General features: G+C 45.3%; 18 protein-coding genes. 17 read left to right on the plus strand and 1 reads right to left on the minus strand.

Features of this window, described 5'->3' with window-relative positions; translation table 11 throughout:
* Positions 1-4: 4 nt before the first annotated feature.
* The 8 genes from ABU165_RS03950 to ABU165_RS03985 all read left to right on the plus strand — a co-directional run bounded on the left by ABU165_RS03950 (position 5) and on the right by ABU165_RS03985 (position 8,377).
* Positions 5-1,648, plus strand: a complete 1,644-nt coding sequence (locus ABU165_RS03950; protein WP_094767209.1) for a YceG family protein — start codon at positions 5-7, stop codon at positions 1,646-1,648.
* Positions 1,649-1,705: 57 nt separating this feature from the next.
* Complete coding sequence (locus tag ABU165_RS03955) at positions 1,706-2,758, plus strand: toxic anion resistance protein (protein ID WP_371931546.1); 1,053 nt, start codon at positions 1,706-1,708, stop codon at positions 2,756-2,758.
* Positions 2,759-2,833: 75 nt separating this feature from the next.
* Positions 2,834-3,445: a TerD family protein gene (locus tag ABU165_RS03960; protein ID WP_009795638.1), complete on the plus strand. Its 612-nt coding sequence runs from the start codon at positions 2,834-2,836 to the stop codon at positions 3,443-3,445.
* Positions 3,446-3,497: 52 nt separating this feature from the next.
* On the plus strand, positions 3,498-4,076 hold the full coding sequence (locus ABU165_RS03965) for a TerD family protein (RefSeq protein WP_009795639.1): 579 nt from the start codon (positions 3,498-3,500) through the stop codon (positions 4,074-4,076).
* A gap of 807 nt (positions 4,077-4,883) precedes the next feature.
* On the plus strand, positions 4,884-6,098 hold the full coding sequence (gene thrS, locus ABU165_RS03970) for a threonine--tRNA ligase (RefSeq protein ID WP_094767211.1): 1,215 nt from the start codon (positions 4,884-4,886) through the stop codon (positions 6,096-6,098).
* A 259-nt stretch (positions 6,099-6,357) separates the two neighbouring features.
* Complete coding sequence (locus tag ABU165_RS03975) at positions 6,358-7,062, plus strand: anthrax toxin lethal factor-related metalloendopeptidase (RefSeq protein ID WP_101549780.1); 705 nt, start codon at positions 6,358-6,360, stop codon at positions 7,060-7,062.
* A gap of 26 nt (positions 7,063-7,088) precedes the next feature.
* The gene (locus tag ABU165_RS03980) at positions 7,089-7,883 is read left to right on the plus strand and encodes a thymidylate synthase (protein ID WP_101549778.1); all 795 of its coding nucleotides are present in this window, start codon (positions 7,089-7,091) and stop codon (positions 7,881-7,883) included.
* Positions 7,880-8,377 carry a dihydrofolate reductase gene (locus ABU165_RS03985; protein ID WP_009795644.1) on the plus strand — a complete coding sequence of 166 codons (498 nt, stop codon included), beginning with the start codon at positions 7,880-7,882 and terminating at the stop codon, positions 8,375-8,377. The genes ABU165_RS03980 and ABU165_RS03985 overlap by 4 nt, the downstream gene beginning before the upstream one ends.
* A gap of 14 nt (positions 8,378-8,391) precedes the next feature.
* Here ABU165_RS03985 and ABU165_RS03990 read toward each other — a convergent pair whose 3' ends face one another.
* Positions 8,392-8,610 (minus strand): hypothetical protein, encoded by a 219-nt coding sequence (locus ABU165_RS03990; RefSeq protein WP_009795645.1) that lies wholly within the window; start codon positions 8,608-8,610, stop codon positions 8,392-8,394.
* 212 nt (positions 8,611-8,822) lie between these two features.
* Here ABU165_RS03990 and ilvA point away from each other — a divergent pair, with 212 nt between their 5' ends.
* From ilvA to ABU165_RS04035, 9 genes are all read left to right on the plus strand, one after another.
* Positions 8,823-10,091, plus strand: a complete 1,269-nt coding sequence (gene ilvA / locus ABU165_RS03995; protein ID WP_129611955.1) for a threonine ammonia-lyase IlvA — start codon at positions 8,823-8,825, stop codon at positions 10,089-10,091.
* 150 nt (positions 10,092-10,241) lie between these two features.
* Positions 10,242-10,538 carry a DUF5658 family protein gene (locus tag ABU165_RS04000; protein WP_148949172.1) on the plus strand — a complete coding sequence of 99 codons (297 nt, stop codon included), beginning with the start codon at positions 10,242-10,244 and terminating at the stop codon, positions 10,536-10,538.
* A gap of 113 nt (positions 10,539-10,651) precedes the next feature.
* Entirely contained in the window at positions 10,652-10,903 is a 252-nt protein-coding gene (locus ABU165_RS04005) for a YpmP family protein (RefSeq protein WP_022544097.1), read from the plus strand.
* 150 nt (positions 10,904-11,053) lie between these two features.
* Positions 11,054-11,896: a DegV family protein gene (locus tag ABU165_RS04010; RefSeq protein ID WP_022544096.1), complete on the plus strand. Its 843-nt coding sequence runs from the start codon at positions 11,054-11,056 to the stop codon at positions 11,894-11,896.
* Positions 11,897-12,025: 129 nt separating this feature from the next.
* A complete protein-coding gene (locus ABU165_RS04015; protein WP_009795651.1) occupies positions 12,026-13,012 on the plus strand; it encodes a nucleoside hydrolase in 987 nt (328 codons plus the stop codon).
* Positions 13,013-13,168: 156 nt separating this feature from the next.
* Positions 13,169-14,692: a spore germination protein gene (locus tag ABU165_RS04020; protein ID WP_101549775.1), complete on the plus strand. Its 1,524-nt coding sequence runs from the start codon at positions 13,169-13,171 to the stop codon at positions 14,690-14,692.
* Between the two features lie 12 nt (positions 14,693-14,704).
* On the plus strand, positions 14,705-15,835 hold the full coding sequence (locus tag ABU165_RS04025; RefSeq protein WP_257964223.1) for a GerAB/ArcD/ProY family transporter: 1,131 nt from the start codon (positions 14,705-14,707) through the stop codon (positions 15,833-15,835).
* A complete protein-coding gene (locus ABU165_RS04030; RefSeq protein ID WP_318059484.1) occupies positions 15,819-16,967 on the plus strand; it encodes a Ger(x)C family spore germination protein in 1,149 nt (382 codons plus the stop codon). Before ABU165_RS04025 ends, ABU165_RS04030 begins: the two co-directional genes overlap by 17 nt.
* A gap of 106 nt (positions 16,968-17,073) precedes the next feature.
* Entirely contained in the window at positions 17,074-17,658 is a 585-nt protein-coding gene (locus tag ABU165_RS04035; protein ID WP_094767213.1) for an SCO family protein, read from the plus strand.
* Positions 17,659-17,696 lie beyond the last annotated feature (38 nt).

Raw genomic sequence — 17,696 nt, forward strand, 5'->3', positions numbered from 1 at the left:
AATCATGTATCCAACTTATAATAGATTAAAGGTCAATCTGCTGCCTGTGTCTGCGGACAATTGGCTGTCTGCCATTAAAAAGCGCAGCTCAGACCGCCCGCAGTACCAGGCAGGCGACGGCATTATCCAGATCAGCCAGGTTGCTGCAAGGTTTCTGGGCATTCCTGCGGATGAAGATGAATACTATAATCAGCTTTATGATTATATACACTCACCAGATAATGGACTTATCCTTTTAAGCAGCGATACTCTTGATAAAACGATCGACAACCAGCATTTTCAGGCCATTCAAAAGGTATTGAACATCAACAGGGAGCAGAAGCTTTCAATCAACCGCTTCATCGCCTTCCTTGATGGTGAGCAGCTGCTCCTGAAGCCTGATAATCCCCTTGTCCACAGAAAGGTAAGGGAGGCATTCACTAAAGTCATTGAGATGTTTGCCGGGGGGGAAAAAGAAGGCCTTGAAAGCCCTGATTTCCGAAGGGTGCTTGTAGATCTTGTGAAATGGTCTTTTAACCATCTCTCCCAGCCTCTAAGCAGCAGCAATCCGGAAGAAAGCATGCCGAAATTTCTTTGGTATGGAGAAGCAAGCAAGAGCCAGCAATATTTCCTGTCATTCATCTTTTTTCTCGGCTGCGATCTCGCGGCTTTCAGCCCGGACGGCCAGGATGTCCTTGCGCTCGCAGATCCGGGGAAAGAAGAAACATTTGTTCAGCAGTATCCTGAACAGAAGGCAGCTGAACCTTTTCCCGTGGAGAAAAGGAGAAGGAAATCAACGGTGGCTTATAAAGCCTCAAGAGAAATCGAAACCATTCTTAACCACGAAGGCTCTGGCCTTTATAAGCCATGGCAGCTGAGGGACTACAAACCTTCTGCTGTAACGCTCAAAACAACTTATGATGAACTGTTCATCCTTGCCAAAGAAAAAGCGATGATCAGGCCGAATTTTGAAGTCAGCGGCGGAGAAGTGAAAATCCCTTCCATCTTTTCGAAAATCAACGGAGTGAGCAAAAGCCGGAAGGAATATTGGGACCGCTTGCATGCTCTTGCCGAGAATGACTGCAGCTTTCTGATCAGGCAGTTCCCTTTTTCAAACCCCCTGACAAGCGACTTCCGCTTTCATTACAGAAATGCGCTTGGAAAAGACGGGAAGCTGGATCCTGACATTGTCATGGGCTCGCACTACTGGAAATACGGCCATCTTCCTGGGGGCCTCCAGAAAGGGATTTCCCATGCAATCAGAAATCTTTGCGCAAAGCCGGAGTTAAAGCCGAGCCATAATGAGAGTCAGGAAGAAATCAGCATCTATTTATTTACACAGGCAATGCAGATGCCGGCCAGCATCCTGAAGCTTCTGCAGAAGTTTGACTACTCTCAGGATGTGCCCAAGCTGATCCTCTATAACAATGAAATGAATGGTACGATGACAAGGAGCGATGCAGCCCTCCTGCTCCTCCTGAACCAATTTGGAGTTGATATCATCGTGTATAATCCTCCGGGACACAATGACCTTGAAAACTATGTCAATGAAGATGTCTTTGATTCGCACTGGCTGGAAGAAGTGGTCTTTGACCAGGACTATAAAGAGCCTTCACTGATCAAGAAAGTGTTTCTGCAAGGGCTGCTGAAAAATTTGAAAGGAGACTGAACCATGAATGATCCGCAACAAGCTAGTGCAGGACTGGTTACCCAGGATCCCGCTGATATGCTTACAGAAACGAAGGTGCCGGAAATAAAACTGGCGCTGAGGCAGGAAGCGGAAGTGCAGAACCTCGCCAGATCGATCGATGAACGCGATCAGATTCAAATACTGGAATTCGGGAAAGAACCAGCGCAGCAGATCTCCCGTTTCTCTGACCAGATTCTCGGCAATATGAGGGCTACCAAGGTGGAAGACTCCGGTGTCCTCCTGAAGCAGCTGGGGAAGATAATGGACAGGTTCGACAAGAAGGATTTTGAACAGACTTCAGGCGGATTGTTCGGAAAGCTGTTCAAGCGCGGGGAAAAAATGATTGAAAAGCTCTTTGGGAAATATCAGACAATGGGCAAAGAGATTGACAAGGTGTATGTCGAGATCTCCAAGTATCAGAGTGAAATGGTGGACTCCACCAATATGCTTGAGCAGATGTATGATCAAAACTATCAATACTATCTCACACTTGAAAAATATGCAGTTGCAGGCGAGATGAAGGCAGAGGAGCTTAAAAGCACACAGCTTCCGCAGCTGGAGTCAAAAGCAGCATCCGGGGACCAGATTGCCTCCATGCAGGCAGATACGCTCCGCAATAGCATCGATCTGCTAGAGCAGCGTGTCTATGACCTGGAAATGGCAAAGATGGTGGCCCTGCAGACAGCTCCCCAGATCCGCCTTCTCCAAAGAGGGAACACCAAGCTGATCGGGAAAATCAATTCAGCGTTCGTTACAACCATACCGATATTTAAAAATGGTCTGATCCAGGCGGTTGCGGCAAAGCGCCAGAAGCTGGTTGCCGATTCCATGAGCGAACTTGACCGCAGAACCAATGAGATGCTCGTCCGCAATGCCCAGAATATTTCAAATCAAAGTGCAGAAATAGCCAGGCTTGCCGGAGGTCCGAGCATCAAGATTGAAACGATTGAAGAATCGTGGAACATCATCATGAAGGGGATGCAGGAAACGAAATCGATTGAAGATGAAAACAGGCGACTGAGGGAAGAAGGGACCAAGAGGCTCGAACAGCTCCAGGAAAACTTCAAAAATATGAAAAATCAAGGCTGATGGCGCTTTTTTCAGCCTGACACAGGGCTGTTAAATATAAATAATACAGAAAAGTAAATTTATGAGGTGAAATGAATGGCGATTAATTTGCAAAAAGGACAAAGAGTAGATCTGACAAAAGGAAATCCGGGATTATCGAAAATTATGGTCGGCCTCGGGTGGGATCCTGTTGAAAGCAAAGGGGGAGGCGGACTTCTCGGCTCTCTTTTCGGCGGCGGCGGAGGCGCCAATGTCGACTGTGATGCTTCAGTCATCATGCTTGGGGAGAATGATAAATTAAGGAATAACAGCGATGTCATCTATTTCGGTAACCTGAAGAGTTCAGATGGCAGCGTACAGCATACCGGCGATAATCTGACTGGAGAAGGAGATGGAGATGATGAGCAGATCAATGTGGATCTTAGCCGTGTCCCTTCCCACGTGCAGAAGCTTGTTTTTGTAGTGAATATCTATGATGCGGTTAAACGCAAGCAGCATTTCGGCATGATCCGCAATGCGTATATCCGCATTGTGAATCCAATGGGCAGGGAAGAGCTCATCCATTATAACCTTACTGACGATTACAGCGGCAAGACAAGCCTGGTAGTCGGAGAATTATACAGGCATGGAACTGATTGGAAATTTGCCGCAGTCGGAACAGGCACCAATGCACCAGGGCTGTCTGATGTGGTTCGTTCTTATACTTAATAAGCTGGATGGTTTGTTATAATAGAAAACTTTTAACAGAGGTGAAGAAAATATGAGCATCAACCTTTCTAAGGGACAGCGCATTGATTTGACTAAAAGCAATCCGGGTTTGACAAAAGTAATCATCGGGCTTGGCTGGGACACAAACCGCTATTCCGGGGGCGGCGACTTTGACCTTGATGCGTCTGCATTCCTGGCAGATGAAAACGGGAAAGTCGTCCAGGACCATGATTTTATTTTTTATAACAATCTTGTCCATCCAAGCGGCTCTGTGGAGCATACAGGGGACAACCGGACAGGGGAAGGCGAGGGCGATGATGAGCAGATCAAAATCGACTTCAGCAAGGTCCCGGCCCATGTCCACCGCATTGCCATCACTGTCACAATCCATGATGCGGAGAGCCGCAGCCAGAATTTTGGCCAGGTATCCAATTCTTTTGCCCGTGTAGTGAATGAAGACACAAACCAGGAAGTGCTCCGTTTTGATCTGGGAGAGGATTTCTCCGTTGAAACGGCCGTTGTCATCTGTGAGCTGTACAGGCATGGAGGCGAATGGAAATTCAATGCTGTCGGAAGCGGATTTTCGGGCGGGCTGGCTGCACTGTGCAAAAATTTCGGCCTTGCCGTTTAATTCTATATACCCGAAAGCCCGGCATACTGCCGGGCTTTTACTTTTGGAAAAATTGAGAAATAACGCTTGTTATGAAACTGGTTTCATGCTTTATGATTTTCTTATGAAGAAAAGGGCGCTGCTTATCATCAGCCGGCGTGACGCTTTAGGCGGCGTAACGGCATTAGTGAGCAGAAAGCTCTTTTCTCTAGAAATGAAAGAATTGCATTGACAATATAAAAGGTACTGGAATATAATTCATTTAATCATTTTTATGAATCCATTAAGCTGGGAAAAGGACATGAATCATTTCCGCTGCTTCTGACAGAGAAAAGGGCCGCCGGCTGAAAGCCCTTAGGAGAAAGAAATGAATTTACCGCCTCGGAGCTATCATGGGGAAAGGCTGGATGTCAGCTAACCATGGTCGGGAGACCGTTATCTTTTTGAGCGCCGCATGCGATGCATGAGGCGGAATTAGGGTGGAACCACAGCCGCAATTGTCCCTTGTACAGGGAGGATTGCGGCTTTTTGTGTTATAAACAAATATAATATTGCGAAGAAAAGGACATGAATCATTTCCGCTGCTTCTGACAGAGAAAAGGGCCGCCGGCTGAAAGCCCTTAGGAGAAAGAGATGAATTTACCGCCTTGGAGCAATCATGGGGAAAAGCTGTGTGTCAGCTAACCATGATCGGGAAACCGTTATCTTGTTTGAGCGCCGAATGTTATGCAGGAGGCGGAATTAGGGTGGAACCACAGCCGCAATTGTCCCTTGGTACAGGGAGAATTGCGGCTTTTTTTATTCAAAAAATTTTTGGGAGGAATTAAAATGTCAATTAAAGCAGAAGCAGAAAAGAGAAATCACAGAAAGCTGGGGGCTGAGCTAGAATTATTCATGTTCAGGGAAGAAGCACCAGGGATGCCGTTTTATCTTCCAAAGGGAATGCAGGTAAGAAATATACTGGAAGACCTTTGGAAACAAAAGCACCATAAAGCTGGCTATCATGAGGTCAAGACACCAATCATGATGAAGCAGGCATTATGGGAGCAGTCAGGGCACTGGGACCACTATCATGAGAATATGTATTTTTCAAAAGTTGATGAATATGATTATGCGATTAAGCCAATGAGCTGTCCAGGTGCTGTATTGATTTACAGCAGCAAGAGAAGGAGCTACCGTGAACTGCCGCTCCGCTATGCAGAACTTGGTCTTGTTCACCGCCATGAGCTCTCGGGATCCTTAAACGGGCTTTTGCGGGTGCGTTCCTTTACACAGGATGATGCACACCTGTTTGTAAGGGAAGATCAAATAAAAGAAGAAGCCGCAAAGGTGCTGGAGCTGGTACACGAATTTTATTCGCTGTTCGGCTTTGAATATAAGGTCGAGCTGTCTACTAGGCCGGAAGAATTCATGGGTTCGGAAGAAACTTGGAACCTGGCAGAAGCCTCTTTGGAATCGGTCCTGCAGGAAAGGGGCATTCCTTTTGAAATCAATTCCGGGGACGGAGCATTTTATGGGCCGAAAATTGACTTCCATATTACTGATTCACTGGGAAGAAGCTGGCAATGCGGCACTGTCCAGCTTGATTTTCAAATGCCGGAGCAATTCGGCTGCCAGTATATCGGCGAAGACAATCTGGCTCACAGGCCAATCATGATCCACCGTGCCATCTACGGTTCGATTGAAAGGTTCCTGGCCATTTTAATCGAGCATTATGCAGGGGATTTTCCTTTCTGGCTTTCACCGGTCCAGGCCATGGTGCTTCCGGTTTCTGAAGCACATATCGGCTATGCACTTGAAGTCAAAGCCCGACTTGAGGAGGCTGGCTGCCGGATTGACATTGACAGCAGGGCAGAGAAGCTCGGCCTCAAAATCAGGGAAGCCGAGCTTCAGAAGGTTCCTTATATGATCATCATCGGTGAGAAGGAAATAGAGCAGGGAGGAGCTGCCTTGAGGAAAAAAGGGGCAGGAAACCTGGGAGTATTACACCTGCAGGAACTGCTCGACAGGTTTAGGGATGAAGACAGACCAGGAGGTAAGTAAGAGGTAAGACGGGGTCTTCCAGGCCCCTTTTTTAAAAAGTCTCAGATGAAGTTGAGAAAAAATTAATGGCGCATTCATTCAGCTAAGCTGAAAGCCCTGAAAATACCCTTCCTGCCGCACAACTTTAAAACTTCCTGAAATTGCCCATGAATCGCGGCCTTTTTACCCGATATGATATGCTATAATATTTTCATATATACATAGATAGCAGGCAGCAAACGGGGCTGGAAGCGTCTGAGAATGGACAGAAGGTGATAGCATGAGAATCAGGCTTTTTTTTCTGCTTATTGTAGTAGCTTCCCTGGCGCTTATGGGCAATTCCCAGGCGGCAATGGGAGGTATAAAACTGAAAGATTTCCCTGGCAACTCAGAGCTTGTCAAGTCCCTGTCACTGCATTCGGGACAAGATCTGGGCAGGATTATTATTCTTCCTTTAGAGGAGTTCGATCAGAAGGAAGCTGCAAGGATGATAGAAAGACTGGATCATCTCCCCTTATCATTGCTGTCTAAAATCAGGCAGGAAGGCATCTCGCTTAAGCTTTTTACAGGGCAGCTCACAGATAATCCCACAGCAAGCCATCTGGCAGGCTTGACACCCAGGGGTTATCAGAATAAAGAAACGACCTGGGATGATGTACCCGGAATAGGCGGGGGACGGACTGTGCTTGTAAAGATTGGCTATAGCGGCAAAGGCATGGGGCATGGATCGGTCAACCTGGAGCTTCATGAGCTGGCACATTCGGTTGACCGCTTTGTCTTGAGCGAGATTCGCTTTAATAGAAAGTTCCAGGGTATATGGAAAGAGGAGAAGGCAAAGCTGTTTCCAGGCCAGCCTTACTTCCTTACATTCCCTGAAGAATATTTTGCTGAAACGTTCGCCATGTATTATATGGGAGGAGAAGAGCGCCTGCGCTTAAAAGAAAAAGCTCCGCTCACCTGGCAATTTTTCAGTACACTTAATTAATAGATTCATATGAGGAGGTCAATGGAATGGAGCAGTATTTACAGCTTTGCAGGCATGTCCTGGAAAAGGGTACAATCAAAGAAGACAGGACGGGAACCGGCACAATCAGCACTTTCGGGTATCAGATGCGATTCGATCTGAAGGAAGGCTTCCCATTGGTCACCACAAAGAAGCTGCATCTCAGGTCGATCATCCATGAGCTTCTTTGGTTTCTGAATGGAGACACCAATGTGAAATATCTTCAGGAAAACGGGGTCAGGATCTGGAATGAGTGGGCCGATGAGGAAGGGAATCTCGGACCTGTATATGGCCATCAATGGAGATCATGGACCGGTGCGGATGGTAAAACGGTTGACCAGATCAGTGAGCTGATCAGCTCAATCAAGAGTAATCCTGATTCTAGAAGGCTGATTGTCAATGCGTGGAATGTGTCTGAAATCGGCAATATGGCGCTGCCTCCCTGTCATTGCCTTTTCCAGTTCTATGTAGCGGACGGCAAGCTGTCCTGCCAGCTTTATCAGCGGTCTGCTGATGTGTTCCTGGGGGTGCCGTTCAATATAGCATCTTATGCCCTCCTGACACATATGGTCGCCCATGTGTGTGATCTGGAGCCGGGTGAATTCATCCATTCGTTCGGGGATGTCCATATTTACCGTAATCATCTGGAACAGGTGAATCTGCAGCTTTCAAGAGAGCCGTTCAAGCTGCCCCAGCTGAAGTTCGCCCGCAAGGTTGAGGATATCTTCAGCTTTAAATATGAAGATTTTATCCTGGAAGGCTATGAATCACATCCTCATATTAAAGGAGTTGTCAGTGTTTGATTTCACTGCTATGGGCCATGGACGAAAATTCGGCCATCGGGAAAAATAATGATCTGCCCTGGCGCCTGCCGGAGGACCTGAAATACTTCAAACGTGTTACGATGGGCCACTCGATTGCCATGGGAAGGAAAACCTGGGATTCGATAGGCCGCCCTTTGCCTGGCCGGGAAAACATCGTGCTGACGCGGGATCGTGGGTTCACCTGCGAGGGCTGCACCGTTTTCTATTCTTTTGATGATTTTCTTGCAGAATGCAGCCAAAAAAACGATCAGGAAATTTTCATCATTGGAGGGGCAGAAATTTTCAAAATGGCCCTTCCATCTGCCGACAGGCTTTATCTGACAATGATCCATCAAAAGTTTGAAGCTGATACTTTCTTTCCGGAAGTTGATTGGAAGGAATGGCAATTGGAGAGCCGGGAAAATGGGAAGAGCGATGAAAAGAATCCCTACGACTACGAATTTTTGGTTTACACAAGAAAAGAACAGCCATAAGGCTGTTCTTTTCTTTAGATTTCTTCCAGCTGTTCCAGCATGCTGCGGAATTGGCTTGGATCACAGAAATCCTCTTCGCGGAAATTGTTTTTCACCCATTGAAGCAAGTCTGCTCTATTATTGAAAACTTCACCGCTTGTATCGGCCTTCCTGATCATATAGCGGCCATTATCTTCATCGGCCGTTACTTCCACAGGCAGCCTGCTGTCAAAGCTGCAGAGCGAAAATTCCATTGTGTCCGCCCTCCTTTGGCTTTTTAATTCTATATTCCCTTAATCAAGAAATAATGACCAGCTCGGCAATCTTTTCAATAGTATATGCATAATAAGGACGCCGACTCTTTTTTTTGAAATATAAAAAAGGTAAATTTTTTGACTATTCTGTTGATTAATGATTCTGCCGTGGTATAATGTACAAATTATAACGGCAGAAATGAGGGTAGGATATGGAACAGAAATTAATGAAGAAAAAATGGGTGCAGCTGGAGGATATACTGATTGCATACCAGCAGCTTAAGGATATCGTTGCCCATACGCCGCTGCAGAAAAATGACCGGCTGTCAGAAAAATATAATTGCAATGTGTATTTAAAAAGGGAAGATCTCCAGCATGTAAGAAGCTTCAAACTGCGGGGTGCCTACTACAGCATGAAATCACTGGGAGAAGAGAAGCTTGCTAAAGGGGTTGTTTGTGCGAGTGCGGGCAATCACGCCCAGGGTGTCGCTTTTTCCTGCAGGCAGCTTGGGATCAAAGGGAAAATTTTTATGCCGGCTACAACTCCCCGGCAAAAGGTGAGCCAGGTTGAATTGTTTGGAAGGGGCCATGTGGATATCATTTTGACAGGGGATACTTTTGATGACTCTTATAAAGAGGCCGTAAAATGCGCAGAGGATGAGCAGATGGCTTTCGTCCATCCCTTTGATGATGAGAAGATCATTGCCGGACAAGGCACTGCTGCTGTTGAGATACTGAATGACTGTGAAGAGCCGATCGATTTTGTTTTTGCCAGCATAGGCGGCGGCGGATTGATGGCCGGCCTCAGTACATATTTCAACAGCGTCTCGCCCCTGACAAAGATGATCGGGGTTGAGCCTGCCGGAGCAGCTTCCATGAAGGAGTCCTGCCTTTACGGCTCTGTGACCCCGCTTGCTGATATCGATAAATTTATTGACGGTGCAGCAGTTAAAAGTGTCGGGGAAAAAACCTTTGATATTTGCAGCGAGCTGGTGGAAGATATTGTATTGGTCCCTGAAGGTAAGGTCTGCACCTCGATTTTGGAGCTGTATAATGAGCATGCAATCGTAGCAGAGCCTGCAGGCGCCATGCCGATTGCCGCCCTTGATCTGTATCGTGAGGAGATAGCCGGCAAGACAGTTGTATGTGTTGTGAGCGGCGGAAATAATGATATCGGGCGGATGCAGGAGATCAAGGAAAGATCCCTTCTATATGAAGGGCTTCTGTGCTATTTTATCGTAAATTTCCCCCAGCGGGCTGGTGCACTGCGGGAATTCCTCGATGAGGTCCTCGGGCCTACCGATGATATTACAAGATTTGAGTACACAAAGAAAAACAATAAAGAAAACGGGCCGGCACTGGTCGGCATTGAACTAAAGGATAAAGAAGACTATGCCGGCCTGATAAAAAGGATGAACAAAAAAGCCTTCGCATTTACAGAAATCAATAAAGACAGCAATCTTTTCCACCTGCTGATTTAAATGCAGACCCCGTGCACTGCGGGGTTTTTAAATTTGCAGAAACGTTCTTTATAAAGTACAATTTTGTTATCGGAAAAGTTTGGAAGTTTCTTCTTTTGGAGAATGGGAGATTATGATAATAAATCAAGAAGGATAGGAAGCGGTGAGTCCATGAGGGGTATATACATCTATTTAGGGATATTGAACGCGCTGGATGCACTGGCCACCTGTCTGGGGCTGAATGCAGGGCTGATAGAGGAAGCAAATCCGGTGATGGGGGGATTGTATGAAAAAGGGCCGCTTCTCTTCCTCCTGGTCAAAATATCATTCAGCGCGCTGCTGGGCTGCTTTGCTTATATAAAATATTTGCCTGAAACGAAATTACTGAAAAACCTGCTGCTGCTCTCTTCTTTTTTATATACCGCTGTATGCCTTCTCCACTTATATTGGATAGCAAGCCATATATGATGAGGAACCTGCTGCCCTTTTTGAAAAATATCAGGAACAGCGCATATTTAGACACACTTCGGGACCATGATGAGGTATAATATAACAAACGGGTGAAAAAGAGGATTGATATTTTGCTATTCAAAAGCCTAGAGTTCAAAAATGCTGTTGGACAGAAGGTTAAGGTCATTGAAATTCCAGTATTGGAGGAAGATAGCCCAAATTTCTTTATGATCCAATTCCGTTTAAAAACATTCATCTCGGCCGTTCACAAAGACACCAGCAGGAGAAGTGTGTACTCATTCAGGGAGTATTTGAAAAGAGTCCTGAAATGGAAGGATTATGAACACCTGTTTAATGTAGTTGAATTAAAAAATAATGCTTAATTCCTTGCGCCGGTTTTTCCGGCGTTTTTATTTTGCCCGAATCACTGCATCAAAGAAACTTCAGCTGGCATTTTAACCGCTTTCTATTTTATTTGCTGTCCAAATCCATGTATAATAACATTCATAAGTGCATTGTTGGGAAGTGATATTTTGGCAAAGGTAAAGATAGTGACAGATTCAACAGCAGACCTGCCGGCAGCACTTGCAGCCGAGCTTGGCATTGAAGTGGTGCCCCTGTCGATTACTATAGATGGCGAAACCTATCTGGACAGGATTGATATAACCCCTTCTGAATTTATGAAAAAAATGAAAACTTCTGCAGAACTGCCAAAAAGTTCGCAGCCGCCTCCGGGAAAGTTCGTTGAGCTTTATGACCGTTTTGGGGCAGAAGGCTATGAAGTATTGTCGATACATATGACAGGCGGGATGAGCGGCACTGTTCAATCAGCAGAAAGTGCTGCAAAGATGTCTTCCGCAAAGGTAACAGTAATTGATTCCCGATTCATTTCAAAAGCACTTTCTTTTCAGGTAACAGAGGCTGCAAAGATGGCCGGCGAAGGGCTTGGTCTGGAAGAAATAATAGACAAGATTGCAAAGATAAGAGAGAAAACTCATTTATATGTTGTCGTGGATACTCTTGAAAATCTTGTTAAGGGCGGGAGAATAGGCAAAGGTAAAGCGCTCATTGGCTCCCTGCTGAATATCAAACCGATCGCATCGCTGGAAGGTGGAGTTTATACACCTGTAACGAAGGTAAGAAGCTATACACAGGTAGCTAAATATCTTGTAAAGCAATTTGCTGAAGATGTTAAAGGCAGGACAATAAAAGGGGTAGGCATCTGCCATGCAGAAGGCCTTGACCTTGCAATGAAGGTCAAAGAGGGGCTCGTTGAATTGACAGGCTATGAAAATGTCGAAATAGAGGAAACGACCCCAATTATCAGCACGCATACAGGTCCGGGTGCAATTGGCTTTATGTATTATTATGACTGAAGAAAAGCTGGATATCTCCAGCTTTTTTTCTATTTTGGACAGCACTTCAGCTTACTCTTTTAATAAACCCTTCAAAAAAATGCCATTATAGACAGGTGGCTGCAATATCTTAGATAGGGGGGAGATGCAATGGCCAAAAATAAAAATGTCCTGTTTTTCAGTGACTTTGGAATAGATGATTTTGTGGCAGCTATTTATGCACTGTTTTCTGAGGAAGTCAATATCGTTGGAATTGTTGCAGACTATGGCAATATCTCCAGACTTGATGCGCTGAGAAATGCAGCTTATCTGCGTGAGGTCACCGGCATTGCTGATATTCCTGTGTTCAGCGGTGCAGAGCTGCCGCTGACAGGAGAGAACCCTGTCTATTATCCTGATGTCCATGGACTGGAAGGCCTCGGCCCGATTACGCTGCCTGAATATGAAGTGAAAGGGGAATTTTTTGAGAACTTTGATGGCATTAAAGAAATAATAGCCAAGTACGAGGACGACATTATCATAGTGAATGTGGGAAGGCTTTCTTCCCTTGCTACCGCATTTATTTTATATCCCTCTTACATGTCCAGGGTGAAGGACTTCTATATTATGGGCGGGGCCTTTAATGTTCCCGGTAATGTCAGCCCGGTGGCAGAAGCCAATTTCTACGGTGATCCTTATGCAGCCAATATTGTTATCAGGCAGGCCCCTAAGCAGATTCATATATTTCCGCTTGATGTGACCATGTCAGCTATCGTGACTCCTATGCTTATAGACCGGCTGGATGAATACTACCAGGAGATAAACAGCAAGCCGGGATTGCTTGTAAAGCCGATGGTTGACTATTATTATGAATTTTATAAAAAAAGAGACCCTGAATTAAGCGGAAGCCCGCTTCATGATGTTTTTACGCTTTGGGCACTGACTGACGGCGCTGTGATAGAGTATAAGGATTTGCCTGTCATCATCCAGGTTGATCAAGGGGAAGGCCAGGGGCAGAGCATTGGAGATTTCCGCAAATATATAGAAAAAGCAGAATACCCTGTGCACAAAGTTGCCATTTCCTTTGATTATGCAAGATTCATCACCAGCTTCTACACGACGATGAAAAATCACTATAGCGATCAGCCGCAATCATAGAAATATAGCAGTTTACAAAGCCAGCCTCTATTCTATAGGGCCGGCTTTTTTTCTATTTCAGGCCCTTTTCCTGTTTGGCTGGAACAGCTTTCAATGTCATGCTGATATTTTACCTTTATTGGGAAATGCTATAAAAAAATAAAAAAGGTGTTCATTATGTTCAGAAGCAGACGAGGAAAAAACATTATAAAAGATCAGAAACAGATCCGCTCTCATTCATTGACAATCGATGAGCTGCAAAATGAACTCAGCCGGGAACTGAATGAAAGCCCTGATTTGCATGTCCGCATGCTGCGGAAGGAAGAGCAGAAAATAGCAGTGATATTTATAAAATCGCTGACAGATTCATTAATTTTAGATGAAAGGATCCTTTTGCCGCTTCAAAAAGCAAAAGGTCCTTTAGACCCTGAGGATATATCCAACCTTCTCCCGATAGGGGAGCTGAGCTCCGCAAACCTACTGAAAGAAATCTCAGCGGCTTTATTGAACGGCAATACCTATATCTATATAGAAGGCCAGCCATTTGGAAGCCTTGCTGGCACCGGCAAGACGGCAGAAAGATCAATTGAGAAGGCCGAGACAGAATCTCTTGTCTATGGCCCGAAGATCTCTTTTACGGAATCACTTGAATCGAATGTCAATATCATCAGGCGGAATCTGAATGGTGCAAATCTATGCATTGAGGATTTAAATGTGGGCGGGAGGAGCAAGCTCAAAGCAAAGCTCTTCTATATCAAGGATATAGCAGACGAAGACAATGTACGGACCTTCCGGCAGCGTATCAGTGACTTGGAGTCCGACTATGTTCCGGATACTACTGTTCTTGCCCAGTATATTGAGGATAACAGCTGGTCGGTCTTCCCCCAGATTCTGACAACGGAACTGCCTGACAGATTCTGCATTTCGCTCATCAAGGGACAGGTGGGAGTCCTTCTTGACCGGAGCCCGAGCGCCTTATATGGGCCGACCACTTTTTTCAGCTTTTTTGAAACGACCGAGGATCTTTATATGCGCTGGAATATGGGGACGTTCCTGCGCCTGCTGCGCTTTTTGTCCATCTTTCTTTCAGTCCTTTTGACACCGGCTTATGTGGCTGTATTGACTTACCATTATGAGGTCATTCCTTCGCCATTGCTTGTTTCTTTGGGACAGTCAAGGTCAAACGTACCATTTCCTCCTGTATTTGAGGCCCTGCTTCTTGAGTTTATCATTGAGCTCTTAAGGGAAGCCGGTGCTAGGCTGCCGACGAAGGTCGGCCAGACTATGGGTATCGTAGGAGGTATTGTCATCGGGCAGGCTGCGGTTGAAGCGGGTTTTACAAGCAATATATTGATTATTATCATTGCCCTAAGTGCCCTTGGATCCTTTACAGTCCCAAGTTATTCAATGGGAACAGCCATCAGGATCATCCGCTTCCCCATTATCATCATGGCCGGCTTATGGGGCGGAATCGGGATTATGATTTCTTTCTGCTTCCTGCTGATTCATCTCTTGAAATTATCGGCTATCGGCAGGCCGTATCTGGCGCCCATTTACCCGCTGAGATGGAAAGATGTCCGCTACAGCATGGTTCGCTTCCCGCTTCAGTATTTGTCAAAAAGGCCAGAGATGAATATGACTGAAGATCAATCAAGATATCCGTCGCGCAAAGCATCGAAAACAAAAGATGTGGATGAGTAGGGAGGTGTGAAGGTGAAGCCCCAGGTCAATATAAAGCCAAAAGAAAATCTCCTATTTGACGCTTTTTTTATGTTTTTCCTTATCCATACCATCCAAACAGGGGTAGGGATTGCAGGGCTTCCGAGGATTGTCTATCTTGCTGCCGGTCATGATGGCTGGATATCCATCATAATAGCCGGCCTGCTTGTCTCAGCGGTCATCTTTCTTTCTGTCATGATGCTGAAGCAGTATGAAAGCGCAGATCTGTTCGGAATACATTACGATGTATTTGGCATCTTTTTAGGAAGGCTTGTTAATATCCTCTATACCTTTTATCTTATTTCGGGCATCTATGTTATCGTGATGAATTATGTTGAAATAGTCCAGGCATGGGTTTTTCCTGATCTGTCCACCTGGTTCCTGGCGATGATTCTTTTGCTTTTGTCCATGTATGCAGTGATGGGCGGGGTCCGCATTGCTGTCGGCTTTTCCTTCATGTCATTCCTGCTCACGTTCTGGATTGTACTGATTATCATCATACCAGCGAGAGATTTCGATTATACCCACTTATTGCCCATCCTGAATAAGGGCTATGCAGAGATTTTAAAAGGGGTCTACAAAACATCTCTTTCCATAATTGGATTTGAGATGCTCCTTTTCCTGTACCCTTTTATCAAAAATAAAAAAAGGGCCCATTTATATACACAGCTTGGCGGCTTGTATACAACACTGCTATTTGTCCTTGTTACAGTCATTTCCATTGGCTTCTTTGGGGAAAAAGGGCTTGAAAAGACAATTTGGCCGGTGCTCTCCATGTTCAAAATCGTCCGTCTCCCCAATCTTGAACGTTTTGAATTCATCGCTGTTTCCTTTTGGATGCTGATCATACTTCCCAATATCTGTTTATATCTCTGGGCAGCTTCAAGAGGGATGAAAAGGGTATTTCCCGGTATGAAACAAAAAACCTTTATTGTCCTGATCGCAATCCTGGTGTGGAGCTGCAGTTTCCTTGTTAAGGCGAGATACCAGATGAATATTGTATCCGATTATATAGGCATGGCTGGATTTTATATAGGGATCTGCTATCCCGCATTGCTCTCGATGCTTGTTCTGCTCAAAAAGAAACTGACAGGGAGGAGGAAGCAAAATGAAAATGGTGCGTAGGCTCCTGATAGCAGCTGCCCTCCTCCTCCCAATTGCCGGGTGCGTGAAGACAAAGCAGCTTGAAAGACTTGGGCTCATCACAGCAGTTGGCTATGACGATAAGGGGGATATTATTGAAGGGACCGTGGTGCTGCATACCTTTGAGTCCAAGGAGGAAAATGTCACGCAGATCATTTCAGCTTCCGGCAACACGAGCAAGGGCATTCGCCAGAAGCAAAATATTAAAACCTCACACAATCTTGTATCAGGACAGCTGAGGGTTGCGGTGTACAGTGAGGAAACAGCGGGAAAAGGGCTCATCCAGCTCGTGGACACATTGAATCGCGATGCCACAATCGGAAACCTGGTTTACTTGACGGTCAGCAAAGGGACAGCAAAAAACCTGCTGAAAAAGGCAGGGGAAAAAGAGAAGACCAATCTTGGCACCTATCTGTATAATTTAATCAAACAGAACATAAAAGACGAGTTAATCATCTCGCCAACGCTCCATGAATTTAATCACAGCTTTTTTGACCCGGGAAAGGACCCTGTCCTCCCTATCTTGAAGCTGGAGGAAGATAAAGTGATTATTTCAGGGATGGCTGCCTTTAAAGATGATCGGATGGCAGGAGAGATTGATATTGAAAAGTTATTCTACCTGAAGACATTAGAAGACAACTATGAGTCAGGGAATCTTGAGCTTGAGATTCCGAAGGAGAAACTAAAGGAGTATATTATTCCTTTAAGCAGCGAAACGGAAGAACAAAAAGACGACCCGCTGTTCATTACGATCGATGATATCAGATCGTCAAAGAAAATACGTCTGAAGGACATGGAAGATGTTACATTTGCCATTGATGTAAAGCTGGATTCCCGGATACTTGAGGTGTCAAGCGATATGGATCTGGGCAATCCCCACGTAATCAAGGCGCTGGAAAAGGAAACAGCAGTTAAAATCAAGCAGGAGATGGAATCGATGCTGAAAAGGCTCCAAAACATGGAGTCCGATCCCATCGGCTTCGGAAATATTTACAGTGCCCATCTTCAACGTGAAAAGCGTATGACAAAAGGTGAATGGCGGAACCTATACAAAAAGGCAGAATTTGAAGTCAATGTGGAGAACACAATCATCAGGACCGGCGTTATCGATTGAGCAGGAGCTGCAAAATGAGTTCACTGATTTGTCAAATCTTTTTCTTTCTTCTTTCTAATTCGTCTGCTAGAATTATGGCTATCTGATGAAGAGCAGGTGATCATATATGAAAAAAAAGCGGGTGTCGATATTCACCCTCGGTCTGATGCTGCTGATCATTCTTTCAGCCTGTGGCCAGAAGGGTATCGAAAATCCTTATAATTGGACGGTTCAAGACTTTACATACACCAACCAGGCTGGGGAACAGACAGGACTTGCTGACTTGAAGGGAAAGGTATGGATTGCAGATTTTATTTTTACAAGCTGTGAGGATGTCTGCCTTCCAATGACCTTCAATATGTCGAAGCTTCAGGATAAGGCAAAGGAAGAGGGCATTGAAAATCTTCAGTTTGTTTCCTTCAGTGTCGATCCTGCCGTTGATACGCCGGAAACCTTGAAGGCATATGGGGACAATTTTGAAGCAGACTATGACAATTGGAGCTTTCTGACGGGCTATGGACAGCAGGAAATCGAGGATTTTGCGAAGGAAAGCTTTAAGACGCTTGTCGTGAAACCGGAATCGGATGACCAGGTGATCCATGGGACCGAATTTTATCTGATAAACCAGGAAGGCAAAGTCCTTAAATCTTATACAGGGCTGAAGGATATACCTTATGAGGAAATCATTAAGGATATTAAATCGATTCAATAAGCGAAGAGGCGGCCCCTGCTGCCTCTTTTTCTGTCCCG

The organism is Cytobacillus sp. T106 (assembly GCF_040492155.1).
GTDB classification, from domain to species: domain Bacteria; phylum Bacillota; class Bacilli; order Bacillales; family Cytobacillaceae; genus Bacillus_AB; species Bacillus_AB infantis.

Coding starts and splice junctions, on each gene's coding strand:
- ABU165_RS04030 (WP_318059484.1), top strand. CDS start 15,819: ATGAAAATGGTGCGTAGGCTCCTGATAGCAGCTGCCCTCCTCCTCCCA.
- ABU165_RS04015 (WP_009795651.1), top strand. CDS start 12,026: ATGGCCAAAAATAAAAATGTCCTGTTTTTCAGTGACTTTGGAATAGAT.
- ilvA (WP_129611955.1), top strand. CDS start 8,823: ATGGAACAGAAATTAATGAAGAAAAAATGGGTGCAGCTGGAGGATATA.
- thrS (WP_094767211.1), top strand. CDS start 4,884: ATGTCAATTAAAGCAGAAGCAGAAAAGAGAAATCACAGAAAGCTGGGG.
- ABU165_RS03950 (WP_094767209.1), top strand. CDS start 5: ATGTATCCAACTTATAATAGATTAAAGGTCAATCTGCTGCCTGTGTCT.
- ABU165_RS04035 (WP_094767213.1), top strand. CDS start 17,074: ATGAAAAAAAAGCGGGTGTCGATATTCACCCTCGGTCTGATGCTGCTG.
- ABU165_RS04020 (WP_101549775.1), top strand. CDS start 13,169: ATGTTCAGAAGCAGACGAGGAAAAAACATTATAAAAGATCAGAAACAG.
- ABU165_RS03980 (WP_101549778.1), top strand. CDS start 7,089: ATGGAGCAGTATTTACAGCTTTGCAGGCATGTCCTGGAAAAGGGTACA.
- ABU165_RS04000 (WP_148949172.1), top strand. CDS start 10,242: ATGAGGGGTATATACATCTATTTAGGGATATTGAACGCGCTGGATGCA.
- ABU165_RS03955 (WP_371931546.1), top strand. CDS start 1,706: ATGCTTACAGAAACGAAGGTGCCGGAAATAAAACTGGCGCTGAGGCAG.
- ABU165_RS03965 (WP_009795639.1), top strand. CDS start 3,498: ATGAGCATCAACCTTTCTAAGGGACAGCGCATTGATTTGACTAAAAGC.
- ABU165_RS03960 (WP_009795638.1), top strand. CDS start 2,834: ATGGCGATTAATTTGCAAAAAGGACAAAGAGTAGATCTGACAAAAGGA.
- ABU165_RS03975 (WP_101549780.1), top strand. CDS start 6,358: ATGAGAATCAGGCTTTTTTTTCTGCTTATTGTAGTAGCTTCCCTGGCG.
- ABU165_RS03990 (WP_009795645.1), bottom strand. CDS start 8,610: ATGGAATTTTCGCTCTGCAGCTTTGACAGCAGGCTGCCTGTGGAAGTA.